12 protein-coding genes are annotated in these 14,628 nt (G+C 58.8%); all 12 read right to left on the minus strand.

Annotated features, from left to right (window positions below):
* Positions 1-82 precede the first annotated feature (82 nt).
* Complete coding sequence (locus APH25_RS15445) at positions 83-475, minus strand: GtrA family protein (protein WP_060482514.1); 393 nt, start codon at positions 473-475, stop codon at positions 83-85.
* Complete coding sequence (locus tag APH25_RS15450; RefSeq protein ID WP_060482515.1) at positions 472-1,416, minus strand: glycosyltransferase family 2 protein; 945 nt, start codon at positions 1,414-1,416, stop codon at positions 472-474. Before APH25_RS15450 ends, APH25_RS15445 begins: the two co-directional genes overlap by 4 nt.
* On the minus strand, positions 1,413-3,053 hold the full coding sequence (locus tag APH25_RS15455) for a DUF6311 domain-containing protein (RefSeq protein ID WP_060482516.1): 1,641 nt from the start codon (positions 3,051-3,053) through the stop codon (positions 1,413-1,415). The genes APH25_RS15450 and APH25_RS15455 overlap by 4 nt, the downstream gene beginning before the upstream one ends.
* 42 nt (positions 3,054-3,095) lie before the next feature.
* The gene (locus APH25_RS15460) at positions 3,096-5,621 is read right to left on the minus strand and encodes a glycosyltransferase family 1 protein (RefSeq protein ID WP_060482517.1); all 2,526 of its coding nucleotides are present in this window, start codon (positions 5,619-5,621) and stop codon (positions 3,096-3,098) included.
* Complete coding sequence (locus tag APH25_RS15465) at positions 5,622-7,004, minus strand: bifunctional 2-polyprenyl-6-hydroxyphenol methylase/3-demethylubiquinol 3-O-methyltransferase UbiG (protein WP_060482518.1); 1,383 nt, start codon at positions 7,002-7,004, stop codon at positions 5,622-5,624.
* Entirely contained in the window at positions 7,004-8,218 is a 1,215-nt protein-coding gene (locus tag APH25_RS15470; RefSeq protein WP_060482519.1) for an ABC transporter ATP-binding protein, read from the minus strand. Before APH25_RS15470 ends, APH25_RS15465 begins: the two co-directional genes overlap by 1 nt.
* On the minus strand, positions 8,215-9,009 hold the full coding sequence (locus APH25_RS15475) for an ABC transporter permease (RefSeq protein ID WP_060482520.1): 795 nt from the start codon (positions 9,007-9,009) through the stop codon (positions 8,215-8,217). Before APH25_RS15475 ends, APH25_RS15470 begins: the two co-directional genes overlap by 4 nt.
* A 2-nt stretch (positions 9,010-9,011) precedes the next feature.
* On the minus strand, positions 9,012-10,373 hold the full coding sequence (locus APH25_RS15480; RefSeq protein ID WP_060482521.1) for a phosphomannomutase/phosphoglucomutase: 1,362 nt from the start codon (positions 10,371-10,373) through the stop codon (positions 9,012-9,014).
* 126 nt (positions 10,374-10,499) lie between these two features.
* Complete coding sequence (locus tag APH25_RS15485; RefSeq protein WP_060482522.1) at positions 10,500-11,942, minus strand: mannose-1-phosphate guanylyltransferase/mannose-6-phosphate isomerase; 1,443 nt, start codon at positions 11,940-11,942, stop codon at positions 10,500-10,502.
* A 318-nt stretch (positions 11,943-12,260) separates the two neighbouring features.
* A complete protein-coding gene (locus tag APH25_RS15490) occupies positions 12,261-13,694 on the minus strand; it encodes an MBL fold metallo-hydrolase RNA specificity domain-containing protein (RefSeq protein WP_060482523.1) in 1,434 nt (477 codons plus the stop codon).
* Positions 13,695-13,796: 102 nt separating this feature from the next.
* Positions 13,797-14,060 carry a lipopolysaccharide assembly protein LapA domain-containing protein gene (locus APH25_RS15495; RefSeq protein ID WP_028634704.1) on the minus strand — a complete coding sequence of 88 codons (264 nt, stop codon included), beginning with the start codon at positions 14,058-14,060 and terminating at the stop codon, positions 13,797-13,799.
* A gap of 19 nt (positions 14,061-14,079) precedes the next feature.
* Positions 14,080-14,376, minus strand: a complete 297-nt coding sequence (gene ihfB / locus APH25_RS15500; protein ID WP_003252675.1) for an integration host factor subunit beta — start codon at positions 14,374-14,376, stop codon at positions 14,080-14,082.
* Positions 14,377-14,628: the final 252 nt, after the last annotated feature.

Consider the following 14,628-nt stretch of genomic DNA (forward strand, 5'->3'; position numbering starts at 1 on the left):
GTCGAGGGTCCCTGCACCAGCGTCATAAGTGTGTCCGCAGGCTTCTAACGCAGGGAGTAATCACTTACGCCACGCTGCATCACTACCGAGCTGGGGTAAATGCCCAGAGTTTCATGACCACATAGTTCAGCACCGGCACCACGAAAATCACCATCATCAAACCCACCGCGTAATGCCAGCCAAGAAATTCAACCAGTGAGGTGATCGCGAGGGTAAGCGCAAGCGAAACCAGGGAAACCAACAAGAAGCGCCGGTAACCTAGGAAGCTGACCGGCATCCGGAAGGTAAAACGACTGTTGAGCATGTAGGACATTACGTTAGCAAACAGGAATGCCACCCCATTGGCCACGGGTGCCGGTGGGGCGAACACCTCCATCAGCAGTACCACGATACCGGCATGTACGGCTGTATTGGTTACGCCCACTAGCCCAAAGCGGATGAACTCGTGGTAACGCTGGGGGATTAGCCTGATCACTTGATCACATCGCGCACGATATACACGGGGCGCTTCTTCGATTCAGCAAAAATCCTGCCGACGTATTCACCGAGCACACCAATACCAATCAACTGAACGCCACTGGCAAACAGGATAGTGATCATTATTGAGGCATAACCTGGGGTATCCACGCCGAAGAACACGGTCTTTATCAGCAGGAACGTGGCATACAGGAACGCCAGGGCCGACACTGCACAACCCAAATAGGTCCAAACGCGCAAAGGCGCACTGCTGAAGCTGGTGATACCCTCAATTGCGAAGTTCCACAACTTCCAGGTGTTGAAGCTAGACGTACCGTGCTCGCGTGGTGCGACCTTGTACTCCACCATCTCGGTACGGAAGCCAACCCAGGCGAACAGGCCTTTCATAAAGCGTCGGGTTTCGGGGAGGGTTTTCAATGCCTCGACAACCTTGCGGTCCATGAGGCGGAAGTCGCCGACATCGGCCGGAATGTCGATGTCGGAAATCTGGTTGTGGACCCGGTAAAACCAGTTGGCGGTGAGTTTCTGCAACGCGTGATCGGTATCGCGATCCACCCGCTTGGCCAAGACCACCTCAGCACCGCCTTCCCATTTTTCGATAAGGTCGAGTATGACTTCTGGTGGGTGCTGTAGGTCGGAGTCAATTGGGATCACGGCGTCGCCTGTGGCGAAATCCAAGCCTGCGGAAATCGCTGCCTCTTTACCAAAATTGCGCGAGAGGTCGACAACAGTAAGATACGCGTTAACTGCATTGGCCTTGACCAGTTCGTCGAAAGTACCGTCTCGACTGCCGTCATTGATACCAATGACTTCCAAATCATAGCGTTCAGCCAGGGGCGCGAACACTTCGTTGATCCTGGCGAAGAACGCCTGCACACCCTTTTCTTCGTTGTAAAACGGAGAGACCAGGGAAATTTTGCGTTTGGGTACATCGGTCATTGAGCGTCACTCCCTGTTGGCTGTAGGCGGCAGACGTGGGCAAAATCCACTTCGGTACACGTGGGTTGGCGGTCAGCCGGGAACAACGCTTTGACTTGCGCAACCTCGGGATAGTCGCCCCTGTTGAACACATACAGAGAGCTGGCTATTCGTGAGTTAGCAATCTCGGCCTGGGTGCTTTCTGTCGAACAGTTAGACATAGCACGCGCCACGTAGCCGGTATTGATCTTCAGGTTATGGACCGCGGCATAGCGCATGGTCGGCATCAGCGAATGCAGCACCTGGTCGCCCCGACCACAACGGAATTTAGGGAAGAAATAGAGGTACTGTGTGTCGGCGGTCAGCTGCTTGTTCCACGCCGCGTGACTCATCACGATATCAGCTGGGCTCTTGGCGGTATCGATCAGGCGGCGTCTCAGGTTTGACAAATCCGCTATTTGCAAGCCGATGAGTACGAGCATGCAGGCTGTGAAAGCTTTGCGCCCCAAGCACCGGTAAAGGCAGGCAATTGCAAACAGGACGACACAGTAACCGACCGGCCAGAAGAACCGTCCAGACGCGCGGAACTGCGTGGTAATCGGGTCCATGAAAGATGGGTAATGAATCGATACCACCTCATGAACGCCGTAGTAGATGGTGTCCGAGAGTGCATACACAGTGAGCAGCACCATTAGCCAAGTCAAGGCCCGGTGCTTCGCGAAACGGCTTTCAGGCGCGCGTTTGTTCAGCACCCATGCCAGTGTAAATGCCAGCAGTACGCCAAGGCCAAGGTAGTTAAAGCCTTCGTACTGTCCTGGCATTTCTGGTGAGGGGAACTTCAAGTACTTGCCACCGTAGAACGGCGACAGCAGGTTCATGGAGAACACGCCAAAGCCACCTTCAGGCGCCACTTCCCCCTTCTCCATTGGGAAAATCATGATGAACAGGCTGATACCGATCAACACAAATGGTGTCGCCGTACGGGCCAGCGCGCGAGGATGGAACCAGGAAGGTTGGTGAAGCAGACCCACAACGTAGATCGCGCTCGCCATTACGCAGAGATAAATGTTGATATAGAACGATGTCACCAGCAACAGCGTCCAGCCCAGTAGCTCCGGTGTATCGGTACGGCGACTGCGGATGTAAAGGGCCAAGGCGCAGAGGATGATCCAGTGCGACATCAGTGAAATATGCCCAAGCCGAGTGGTTAACGCCGGAAAGCTCAGCAGGCAGACGACGAGCGCCAGCAATGCCATCCACGAGCGAACCTTCAGCTCGCGCAATAGCCACCAAGCGCAAATGGCCTGCCCTATGAACGAAAGCGCCACCCAGACACCAAAGGGATTGAACGGTGCAAAGCTGGACGGCACGAACACCTTCAATAGCAACGCGTACAGCGGAATCACATCGACAAATGTGGCACGAGTCCCTTGTGGGTAGTTGATGCTGTCAAACGCCAGTAGCGGGTAACTGAAAGGCGCCTTGAAAAAGGCATTGAACCCGGCAAAGTATTGGGTGACGTCATTGACCTCTACCTGCCAGTAGGATGACGTTCCCGCCACAAACCCAGCTGGAAAGTGCCGCAAGACAAAGAACACCCCAATCGCCAACGCAACCGCGAAACCGGCTCTCCCCGTTGAATCTAACTTCAAACGCATTTCCCTACATCCCAAGATTTTTGATGTGTCGTAGCTGGTTCATCAGAACTTGTACTTGTCGATTTCGCCAATCAATTGCTGTGCACTGGCCTTCCAGGTGAGCCAAGGCATCCGGCTGGACTGCGGATGGCGGCCCTCGGCATGCAGTTTCAGCCATTCACCGATGCTGTCGGCAACTGCCTGGGCGTCCCCCCCCTTGAAGAACCACGCGTGCTCACCTGCCACCTCGCGGAACACCGGAATGTCGCGCGCAATGATGGGCAGTTGGTATTGCGCAGCTTCGATCAATGGCAGGCCAAACCCTTCGCCATACGAGGCCGCTACCAAACAATCGCAGTTGTTATACAGATATTCGAGGTATTCGTCGCTAGCCCCTTCCAGCCAGAGCAGCCGCTTGCCAGCCTCGGGATGGTTGTTCAGCTTGGCAGCCAGCTCGTCGACCAGCCAACCGTGCTTGCCAACGATCACCAGGTTTGCCTGCACGCCGGCAGCCCATAGCCGCTCGAATGCTTCAAGCGCTTGCGCGTGCCCCTTGCGTGGTTCGAGCGTGCCGACCATAAGGAAGTTGGGGTTGGCTGCCAGTGCTTCCAGGCGTTTGGCAGGGTCTTGCGGAACCCCCGTGGAGGGCATGGACTGGTCAATGTCCGCCCCTAGGTGGAACGCCCCGATACGGAATGGGCGTTCCCCGGCCATGTTGTTTTCGGCCAGCCAATCGCGTAGCTCGTCGGCTACGGCGTGTGAGATACACAGCGCACCATCGTATTGGGCAACGGCATGAATCCACGTGCGGTAGTGAGCTTGCAGGCTTTCAACAAAGCAATGGGGCAACTGCAGGATCAATAGGTCGTAGACGACAAAGAAAATGTTCACGCCATGGCTACGCAACGTATCGAGGTAGCTGCGCTTGTGGGGCAATACGTCCATGAGCAAGTCCAGGCACAGGTACACATCCCCTGCCCTGTAGCTGATGGCCTCGTCCTCGATATGCTCGAACGCTTGGCCCAGGAACTTGGCCGTAAAGCGTGAGGCATGGCGGTAGAATGGCTCACCCGCCAGGGTATACACAGGGCGGATGTCGTAAGCCGCAGGCGGGTTGCTCAGCCACTCCAGCAGGATACTGCGCACCACCCGCTGGATACCGCTCTTGCCGTCGTGCTTGCTCAGCTCGGAGATATCCACAAACAGCTGGGGTTTGCCTGCGGGCCCCTGCAGCGAGTAGTCGATGGCCTTGGCCAACCGCGGGATATCCACCGCGTCGGCCTGCAGCAGCCCTCGTACAGCCAGGTCATCGATCAGCGCCTGGAGGGCGTCATTTGCAGGGGGGACCGGCGCTGGCTTGTCGGCCTGGCTGTGCACCAAGGCGTGTTCGAAAGCCTGTACCGCGGCCTTGCCGGTCAGGTCCCACGAAAACGCCTCGGCGCGTTGCAGACCATGGGCTGCCAGACGCTCGCGGAACGCCTCGTCCTCAAGGGCCTGGCGCATTTTTGCGGCCAGGTCCAGGGCGTCGAGTGGGTCGAAGGTAGCCTCTTCCAGGCCGATGACCTCGGGCACGCTGGACGTATTCGCACCGATGACCGCAGCGCCACATTTCATGGCCTCCAACGGCGGCAGGCCAAAGCCTTCGTGCCACGAGGGGAATACGTAGAGCTGGCAGGCGTTGTAGAGCGCAACCAGTTCTTCGTCGGTGATATAGCCGGTAAACACCAGGTCGGTTTCACCCAGGCCGTGGCTGCGCGCAGTGGCGCGGTACAGGTCGATGTGGAACTGGGGCATCTTGCCTGCGAACACCAGCTGCACGTCGCCCAGTTCGAGCTTGACCTTGGCAAACGCCTCGATGAGGCGCGGCAGGTTCTTGCGCTCGTCGGCCCCACCGGAGTACAGCACGAAGGGCTCGCGCAAGTCGAAACGAACGGCCAGTGCCCGGCGCTGTGCCGAGCCCATCTCTACGGGGCGGAATACGTCATCGGCTGCTGTAGAAACATTGACGACTCGCTCGCTGGCCAGTGGCAGCAAGGAAAGTGCCTCCTGACGGGCAAACTCGGAAATCGACAACAGCAGGCCGTAATGTTTGTACGCCTCGACCTTGTCCAGGTAATGCGCCTTGTAGCCTGGGTTGTTGTCCAGATACTGCCCGGGGCTCACCAGTGGGATCAGGTCGTACAGGGTTGCGCAGACCAACGCTTGCTGGTCCAGTTGCGGGCTGCCGATGACCGCATCGTCGATATAACCTTCCACCGAGCTGCAGATATGCACCACATCGGGGTGCAAATCATCAATGCACGCCTGGCGGACCCGCTCGGCCACTTCCCGGCGTACACGGTTGGCTGGGTCCCGTGCAGAAACAGGGCCCTGGGCATACCAAACACGGATATGGCTTTGCGGCAACAGGCCGATAAAGGCCGTGCGGATGCTGTCGATGCTGTCCGGCAGCATGCCATTCAGCAGCAGGTACACTTCATGCCCGGCACTGTTGCGCACAATGCCCTGGGCGAGGGACAGGCTGTAACGGCCGATCCCACGGTAGCGGCTCTCGGTCTGCGCGCCCTGCATGTCAATTACGATACGCATTTAGTTCTTGCTCTTGTTCATGGCTTCACCGAGGGCGCTTTCAATCGAGCGCCCGCGCGGTGTCAAAGGGGCGTGGTCGATCACACCGTGCTGGGGGTCGGCGGCGGCGGCGGCCTCGGTTGCGAGCAGCCTGCGCAGTTGCTGGTCCAGCCAGGGGCTGCGCCGCAATACCGCCAGTGCCAGGCGTTTCACGGCCGGGCGCCTTGCTACCCACAAGCGAGCATGGGGTGCCGCACGGCGTAACGAAGCCTTGCCATGCTGGGTAGGCCAGCGCAGCACGCGCCCTATCAGGCGCAACGGGGCGGTCACCCGCCATGAAGTACTGGCAAGCAGTACCTGAATCTGTTGTTCCGCTGCCTGAGCGCGCAGGTAGTGATGATGGCAATTCTCCAGCGCCACATTACGTTCTACCTGCATCCCCGCGAGTTGCTGTTGCAAGGTGGTGTGCTCTGACTGCATAGCACCAAGCTGCAGCTGCACATCGCTGAGCGCCGTCTGGTAACGGTCCTGGATAACCAGCAGTTGGTGCGTTTGCTGGGCTTGAGCCTCCGCCATGATCTTCTGGAATTCAGCGGGAGCCAGGAAAGTAGCCCTGACTTCTTCTACAGAGCCTTGCAAGTCGGCAAAGCGGCGGTCGACTGCACGATCGTAACGATGCGCCAACTGGTCGAGGGAAATGCCATAGGCCGCTTCGAATACGCCGTCGAATGGTTGCAGTTGGCTAGCTTCTGCAGCCTTCTGTGCGACGACGGCGTAATCCGGGCTTACACCAAACAATACGTTTAGCACGCCAAGCGGTGCTTGCTCATCGTGCAGCTCAGGCGCTTCTTGCAAACGCACAGCCTTGGCGCGGGCAAACCCACTGTGCTCGGCCAGAAAAGTCATCAGCAAGTGTGGCAGCGGTTGCTGATGGGTCGGGTCAAGGAAAAAGTTATTGGTGCCCACTGTCACATTTTCAGCGTTGGGCGTTTCCAGAATCAACAGCCCGGCCGGGCGCAACACCCGCAATGCTTCAGCTACCAGCTCCTGTAGCAACTCGAAAGGCAAATGTTCTGCAATATGAAAGCCGCTGACGACCACCTGGCTGTTGTCGGGCAATTTGCGCAGGGCGTTGAGCACGTCATCCTTGTGAGCTGGCAGCTTGCGGGCTTGGCAGGCTTCGAGCATCCCTTCGTCCAGATCCACGCCGAGCGGCATAAAACCTTCGCGCAGCATCAGCTCCAGCCACTCACCGCGGCCACAGCCAAGGTCAAGTACAGGATAATCAGCGTACAGCGCCTTGAGCGGTTCGAGGAACGGCAGGTAGGCCTGGAGCCGCTGGGTGATCAGCTCGCGCGAACCCCGATAGCGGTCCTCGAAAGCCCTGTAAAAACCTGCACTCATCAATTGCACTCCACGGTAGGCGGTATCCACGCAAGGCCTACAAAAGTTTGTTCACTCATATTGACAACATTGAATACCAACGCGAGGTCCCGCCATTCGTAGTTGTCGGCGATATGGCTGTCGGTCGCGTGCAAAGCCACGGCCACTGAATAAGAGCCGACCCCCAGGTTTGCGGGGAACCGAAACGCATAGGTGAGCGAGGTGTCAGGGGCGATATCAGTGCGCACACAACCCAGGTGATGCGTGTTGGTACCAAATACGTCCTGGCCCAGACGGTCCTTGATTACGTAACCCACTACCAACTCCGGTAATGGGGCGTGCACCTGCACGCTGATGCTCAAGCACACCGCCTCACCCACCGAGATGTATTCGACAGGCGCGCCTTCGGCGTTTTGTAGTGCAACACTGGCGATTGTGGCCTTACCACTACCTGAGCGGGTTTGCACGCTGCCGTCCTGCAGTGTCTGTACCTCGACCGTGGCGTTCTCCTTCTGCGCAATGATGGCATTGTAGTAATCCATCACCTCTTCCGGTGGCCCGTCCTTGATGACGGTACCGCCGTCCAGCAGGATCGCGCGGTTGCACAACGCCTGGATGGCACCGCGGTCGTGGGACACGATCAACAAGGTGGTGCCCGCCTGCTGGAACTCTTTGATGCGGCCAAAGCTTTTGTGCTGGAAATAGCTGTCACCCACCGACAACGCTTCGTCGATGATGAGAATTTCAGGGCGGAAGGCAGTGGCTACGGCAAAGGCCACACGCATCTGCATGCCGCTGGAATAGGTGCGTACGGTTTGGTCGAAGTACTCGCCGATCTCGGCAAACGCTTCGATATCGTCGATCACGCTGTCGATCTGCTCGGTGGAAAAGCCCATCAGGCCGGCCGCATGGTAGGCGTTCTGGCGCCCGCTAAGCTCGGCGTTGAAACCCATGCCAAGCTCCAGGATGGCAGCGATACGGCCGTTGACACGCACCGAGCCCTCGGTGGGCTGCAAGGTGCCGGTGATCATTTTCAGCAGCGTCGACTTGCCTGCACCGTTCTGGCCGACCAGGCCGATGGCTTCACCGGCTTCGATATTGAAACTGATGTGCTTGAGCACCCAGTGCTCGCTGCTGGCCTTGACCGGCAGGTAGCACCAGCGCGCAATGCGCTGCCATTCAGAGCGGTAACTGCGGTAGGCCTTGCCTACGTTGGTAACGGACATGAGTGTCATAGCGAGTCCACCATCTCAGCAGAAGCCCTGCGGAACAGGAACAGCCCCAGGCCCATGAGGCCGAGGGCGATGGCGACCGTGACGCCCAGCTCGGCAATGTTCGGCTCGAGCTTGTAGACCAGTACGTTGTGGTAGGCAGTGACGATGGCGTACATCGGGTTTATGTCCAACGTGCCTTTGAGGTAGTCGGGCACAATGTTGACCGAGTAGACAATGGGCGTGAACCAGAACCAGACCTGCATGATAATCGGCACGACCTGGCCTATATCCCGCAAGAACACATTCAGTACCCCAAGTACCAGCCCTAGCCCGACGGCAAAGGCCACCACGACCAGTGTCAGCGGTAGCAACCAAAGCATCTGCGCATTGGGCGCATGGCCCAGCAGGGCGAAAATGATCATGGCGGCAATAAACAACAACAGGTTGTTGAGCAGGCACGAGCCCACCACAATTACGGGCAGCGCAATGCGCGGGAAGCGCATCTTCTTCATCAGGTTGCCCTGTTCGATGAACACGGTGAGGCAACGCCCGACAATTTCTGCAAACAGGTTCCAGGCCAGGATACCGGCAATCAGGTACAGCGCGTAGGCGTACTTGTTGTCGATACCGGGCAACCGTGCACCCAGCACGTTGGACAGAATCAGCGCATAAATGGCCACCTGCGCCAACGGGTGGATGATCATCCACAGGCCACCCAGCTTGCTGCGGGCGAAGCGCGAGATGAACTCATTCTTGATGGATGTGAGGATGAAGCCCCGGTAATCCCAGACGCCCCGAAACATGCCTAACATAGTTATCCTTGAATCAAACGGGCGATTTGCGCGACGTTTTGCGCGACCAGTGCTTCATTCCCGCGGCTTTCAACGTTCAAGCGCAGCAGCGGCTCGGTGTTGGAGCCACGCAGGCTGAAGCGCCAATCGGCGAACTCCACGTTGATGCCGTCGGTGCGGTCGACGGTTGGGTTTTGCGGCAGGTAATGGGCCAGGATCTTTTCGATTGTGCCTTTTACATCTGCCACCTCATAGTTGATCTCGCCACTGCACGGGAACTTGGCAATTCGCTCATCTACCAACTGGGCAAGGGTCTTGCCGGTAACGCTCATCAGCTCAGCCACCAACAACCATGGAATGTTGCCGCTGTCGCAGTAGGCGAAGTCGCGGAAGTAGTGGTGGGCGCTCATCTCACCGCCGTACACGGCGTCTTCGGCGCGCATGCGCTCTTTGATGAAGGCATGGCCGGTCTTGCTCTGGATGGCTACGCCACCGGCCGCTTCAACCTGCTCGATGGTGTTCCAGGTCAGGCGCGGGTCGTGGATGATCTTGCTGCCTGGGTGTTTGGCCAGCAGCATTTCGGCCAGCAGGCCCACCACGTAGTAACCCTCGATGAAACGGCCTTTGTCGTCGAAGAAGAAGCACCGGTCGAAGTCACCGTCGAAGGCAATGCCCATGGCCGCCTGGGTATCCAGCACTGCCTGGCGGGTCAGGTCGCGGTTCTCAGGCAGCAGCGGGTTGGGGATGCCGTTGGGGAAATTGCCGTCCGGCTCGCCGTTGATGATGGTGATATCCAGCGGCAGGCGTGCCTTGAGCAGTTCGATCACAGGCCCAACCGCACCGTTGCCCGGGTCGGCCAGCACCTTCAGCGGCTTGAGCGATGCCACGTCTACGTAGGTGAGCAAGTGGTCGATGTAGGCGGTCTTGTCGAACACTTCGCGCACAGCGCCGGCAGTTGCTGCAGGCTCGCCCAGATCACCTGCCTCAACACGCTGGCGAATGTCATTTAGCCCGGTGTCGCCGCTGATTGGGCGCGACTGCTCGCGCACCAGCTTCATGCCGTTGTAACCCTTGGGGTTATGGCTGGCAGTAATCATCACGCCGCCGTCGGCCTGGTGATGGCTGGTAGCGAAATACACTTCCTCGGTACCGCACAGGCCTATATCGATCACGTCGGCCCCGCCTTCGGTCAGGCCCTTGATCAAGGCCAGGGACAACCCCGGGCTCTCCAGGCGCATGTCACGCCCCACCACATAAGTGCGGCCGCCAAGCTGGGCCACCAGTGCGCGGCCAATGCGATAGGCCACGTCATCATTGAGGTCGGCAGGCACTTGGCCGCGGATGTCGTAGGCTTTGAAACAACGGGTCTGAATAGGTGGGTACATGGGTCTCACTCGGTGCGTTGACGCCGTGGCGTCAACGATCTGAACAGGGGTAGCCGGCGATGGAGGCGACCGAAGACCGGCCCGGTGCCAGGGAAGGCAACGACGGGCCGACGGGAGAGCCTGGACTCAGGCGTCGCAACGACCGTAGTTGTCCTCGAAGCGGACGATGTCGTCTTCGCCGAGGTAGTCGCCGCTTTGTACTTCGATGAGTACCAGGTCGATCACGCCTGGGTTTTGCAACCGGTGCTGGTGGCCGGCGCGGATGAACGTGGACTCGTTGGTGTTGAGCATCAGTTCCTTGTCATCGTTGACCACCACGGCCATGCCGCTGACCACAATCCAGTGCTCGCTGCGGTGGTGGTGCATTTGCAGGGACAGGGATGCCTTTGGCTTGACCACGATGCGCTTGATCTTGAAGCGGTCGCCGTCTTCCAGCGTGGTGTAGGTACCCCATGGGCGGTGCACGGTGCGGTGCAGCAGGTGTGCCGAGTGGCCATCGCCTTTCAGGCGCTTGACGATGTGTTTCACGTCTTGAGCGTGGTCTTTATGGGCGATCAGCAGGGCGTCAGGGGTGTCGACCACCAACAGGTCCTGTACACCGACCAGCGCCGCCAGGCGATCTTCTGTGCTGACGTAGTTGTTGCTGGAACCGTGCGCGACCACTTCGCCTTCGAAGCGGTTACCCGCTTCGTCTGGCGGGGTGAGTTCGCTGACCGCGTTCCAGGAGCCGATATCGCTCCAGCCGATATCACACGGAATGGTGGCCACCTTGCGGGAGCGCTCCATCAAGGCGTAGTCGATGGAAATATCCGGGACATTGGCGAAGGTGTCTGCGTCCAGGGCCAGGCAGCTGTAGCCTTTGCCCGTAGTCTGGCGCGACGCTTCAAGGGTGAGTTGCACGGCTTCGAGCACATCGGGGGCGTGGGCCTTGAACTCGTCGATAACCGTGCCTACCTGGAAGCAGAACATGCCGGCGTTCCAGAAGTAGTTGCCAGCTGCCACGTAGGCCTCTGCGGTGGGGGCATCGGGCTTTTCGACAAAACGTGCCACCTTCAGCCCACCGTCCAGCGCGCCATCTGCAGCCGCCTCGATATAACCGAAGCCTGTTTCAGGGTACTGAGGCTTGATGCCGAATGTGACCAGCCAGCCCTGCTCGGCCAGGTGCACAGCCTTGCTGACCGCCTGGGAGAAAGCAGCTTCGTCCTGGATAAGGTGGTCGGCTGCCAGCACCAGCATGTAGGCCTGGGGACCGTGGGCCTGTTGCAGTTGCAACGCTGCGGCGGCTACTGCAGCAGCGGTGTTGCGGCCAAACGGCTCGAGGATGTAGCCCTGGGGGTGGCCCTGGGTATTGATCGCGCGGTATTCGTCTTCCGTCTTGAACAGCAGTTCGCGATTGGTAACGGTAAGCACTTCAGCAACGCCGTCGAGCTTGGACGCGCGCAGGAAGGTCTTCTGAATGAGGTTTTGCCCATCGGGCAAGGTCATGAACGGCTTTGGGTGAGCCTCACGGGAAACTGGCCACAAACGGCTGCCAACGCCACCGGATAGAATTACCGGGATCAATTCCATATTCGGGTCCTTAACAGCCACTTGATGATCATTGACAAGTGACCGGCATGAGTCTTAATTCTGACCGACACTGCGCACAGTGCAACGTCGCTAAGTTACGCGCCCAGCGTGTGTAATCCCTGGCTATCCATAGGCTCAAGACGCAAGCATCATTGGGCAAGAATACCAGAGAAACCGCTTTGTAGCTTGCACTGCGCCTGCAACCCGTGCGGGCTGCGAGCCTTGTTTATGCAAGCATTTCGCCTGGGCCGGCGAAGGCTGATGATCCGTGGTGACTATCAGACAGCACCTGCCGTCATCGTTCCCTGCGCAGGGCGCTTATGTTGCGATTTTTACCTTGGTCGGCCAGCCTAGCGCCAGCAAACGCTGACGCAGCGCCCTTACAAGTTGCTCCTTGGCTTTGCTCTCTCCATGCACGAGCACGACTTCCTCAGATTTAGCAGAGAGGCCGGTGGCGAAGGATACTAACCCTGCCTGATCAGCATGCCCCGAATATCCCCTCAAGGTGGTGACCTTGGCCCTGACCTCGTACCCCTCTCCCTCCAGATCAACCCGTCCATCGTCATTGGAGTCCTCAAAGGCCTGTATCACCGCCCCTGGCGTACCCCTGGCCTGATACCCGACGAACATCACCTCATGCCGCCGGTCCCCAAGCATGGCCTTGAGGTAATTGACAATTCGCCCACCCGAGCACATACCATTGCCGGCAATCACAATGGCCGGGCGACCGGTGCTTTTCAGGTAGTTGACCACCTGTTGGTGGCGGGCATGGGTATCCACGCAGATCAGCTGACCGAAGGCCAGCGGGTCACGGCCGGCAGCACGCCGCGCCCTCGCCTCTTCATTCCAGAATGCATGTAGTTCTCGATACACGGCAGTGATGCGCTGGGCCAACGGCGAGTCGAGGATGATGGGCAGTTGCGACCAATCGACGGGCTCGCCGTCTGGAGAACCGCCTGCCCTGCCCAACAGCGCTTTGCGGTACAGCACCTCTTCCAGTTCGTACAGCAGCTCTTGGGTACGGCCCAGGCTGAAAGCCGGGATCAGAATAGTGCCCTGGTCCGCCAATGCCCGGTCGATAGCTGCTTCCAGCCTGTGTACACGGTCGCTGGCGTTTGGGTTCAGGCGGTCGCCGTAGGTGCTTTCCAGCACCAGCACATCTGCCCGCTCCGGGGGCTGCAGAGGGCGCAGCAATGAGTTGTTGCCTGCGCCGAGGTCGCCTGAGAACACATAACGCCGGCTGGTCTGGCCGTACTGGATATCGCATTCCACGTAGGCCGAACCCAGCAAGTGGCCTGCGCGCTGCAGGCGAACCCGGCAGATTATGTCGGGCTGCTCCAGCACTGGGTGCCATTGTTCAAATGGCAGTGGTACAAGCAGGGTACTCACTCGCTCGAGGTACCTGGACACATGGGCAGGGTCGTTGCTGATACCCAGCCTGTACGCGTCTTCAAGCACGAGTGGCAGCAGCTTGGCAGAGGGCTCGGTGCACAGTATCGGCCCGCGGTAACCCGCGGCGAGCAGCGCGGGGATGCGGCCAACGTGGTCGAGGTGCACATGGGTGATGATCAGCGCACGGACGCCCTCGATATCGAATGTGAGCGCTGCGGCGTCCGCCTGCGGGGTAGCATCCGCGCCCTGCTCCAGGCCACAGTCGACCAGCAGGCTTACACCGGTAGCAAGGTGCAGTTGGTGACACGAGCCGGTGACACCACGGACTGCACCATGGTGGGAAAGGCTTGGGAATTCCATGCGGGGCGCGCTCGCTGGGGCCGAAAACGAAGGGGGCAATTACTCCATTTCAGCCAGCGCATGCAAAGGTGGGCGTTTCCTAAAAGAGGGTAGGAAATTTCCTTAATTACCGTTCAGGGCAGCTTCCCGGGCTGATGCCCTGATCTTGCGTTTGCTGCGTTGTACGCCGTACGCACCCAACAGTGGGCCGATTGCCAAGCCTACGACCAGAGCGGCCAGCACCACCACAGCGACCGGCACAGCGGGGGCCGTCCAGCTGAACAGGGTGAGGGCTACGGTTTGCTGGTTTTCCAGTACGAAAAACAGCACCACGGCTGCCAGCAGCAGCACGAACAGTAGAGTGACGGCGCGCTTCAGGTTACGCATTGTATGGCTCCTTGGTTGATCAGGCTTCGGCCTCGTCTTCTTCATTGACCCGATCACGCAATTCCTTGCCGGGCTTGAAGTGCGGGACGAACTTGCCTTCGAGGCTGACCGACTGGCCGGTCTTGGGGTTGCGGCCTACGCGCGGCGCGCGATAGTGCAGCGAGAAGCTGCCAAAGCCGCGAATTTCAATGCGGTCCCCAGTGGCAAGGCATTGTGACATCTGCTCAAGCATGGTCTTGATGGCCAGCTCTACGTCCTTGGACGAAAGCAGCCCTTGATGGGTGACAATACGTTCGATCAGCTCCGACTTCGTCATATTTTTCCCTTCGTTATCAAGCAGCTAGATCATTGCTTAATCAGGTTGTAGCACGCATGGAGGGATTTGAACAGGGTGGTTCTTGACTTAATAAAAAAATTCAAGATTGGAACTTTACGATATGGGTCTTGCGGGTGAGGGGTTGGGGGTGGCGCCGGGGTGTATGGCGGGCGAGTTGCGGTGGCTGTGAGATCGAGCGCCGCCCTGCGGCGCATCGCGAGCTGCGCTCGCTCCTACGCTTTTTGGCCAGTT

Origin of the sequence: Pseudomonas sp. NBRC 111119, from assembly GCF_001320125.1 — a bacterium.
GTDB lineage: Bacteria > Pseudomonadota > Gammaproteobacteria > Pseudomonadales > Pseudomonadaceae > Aquipseudomonas > Aquipseudomonas parafulva.

What these genes read in the sequence shown, in the direction of transcription:
- APH25_RS15450 (WP_060482515.1), bottom strand. Translation starts at nt 1,416, where the DNA reads ATGACCGATGTACCCAAACGCAAAATTTCCCTGGTCTCTCCGTTTTAC.
- APH25_RS15455 (WP_060482516.1), bottom strand. Translation starts at nt 3,053, where the DNA reads ATGCGTTTGAAGTTAGATTCAACGGGGAGAGCCGGTTTCGCGGTTGCG.
- APH25_RS15460 (WP_060482517.1), bottom strand. Translation starts at nt 5,621, where the DNA reads ATGCGTATCGTAATTGACATGCAGGGCGCGCAGACCGAGAGCCGCTAC.
- APH25_RS15465 (WP_060482518.1), bottom strand. Translation starts at nt 7,004, where the DNA reads ATGAGTGCAGGTTTTTACAGGGCTTTCGAGGACCGCTATCGGGGTTCG.
- APH25_RS15470 (WP_060482519.1), bottom strand. Translation starts at nt 8,218, where the DNA reads ATGACACTCATGTCCGTTACCAACGTAGGCAAGGCCTACCGCAGTTAC.
- APH25_RS15475 (WP_060482520.1), bottom strand. Translation starts at nt 9,009, where the DNA reads ATGTTAGGCATGTTTCGGGGCGTCTGGGATTACCGGGGCTTCATCCTC.
- APH25_RS15480 (WP_060482521.1), bottom strand. Translation starts at nt 10,373, where the DNA reads ATGTACCCACCTATTCAGACCCGTTGTTTCAAAGCCTACGACATCCGC.
- APH25_RS15485 (WP_060482522.1), bottom strand. Translation starts at nt 11,942, where the DNA reads ATGGAATTGATCCCGGTAATTCTATCCGGTGGCGTTGGCAGCCGTTTG.
- APH25_RS15490 (WP_060482523.1), bottom strand. Translation starts at nt 13,694, where the DNA reads ATGGAATTCCCAAGCCTTTCCCACCATGGTGCAGTCCGTGGTGTCACC.
- APH25_RS15495 (WP_028634704.1), bottom strand. Translation starts at nt 14,060, where the DNA reads ATGCGTAACCTGAAGCGCGCCGTCACTCTACTGTTCGTGCTGCTGCTG.
- ihfB (WP_003252675.1), bottom strand. Translation starts at nt 14,376, where the DNA reads ATGACGAAGTCGGAGCTGATCGAACGTATTGTCACCCATCAAGGGCTG.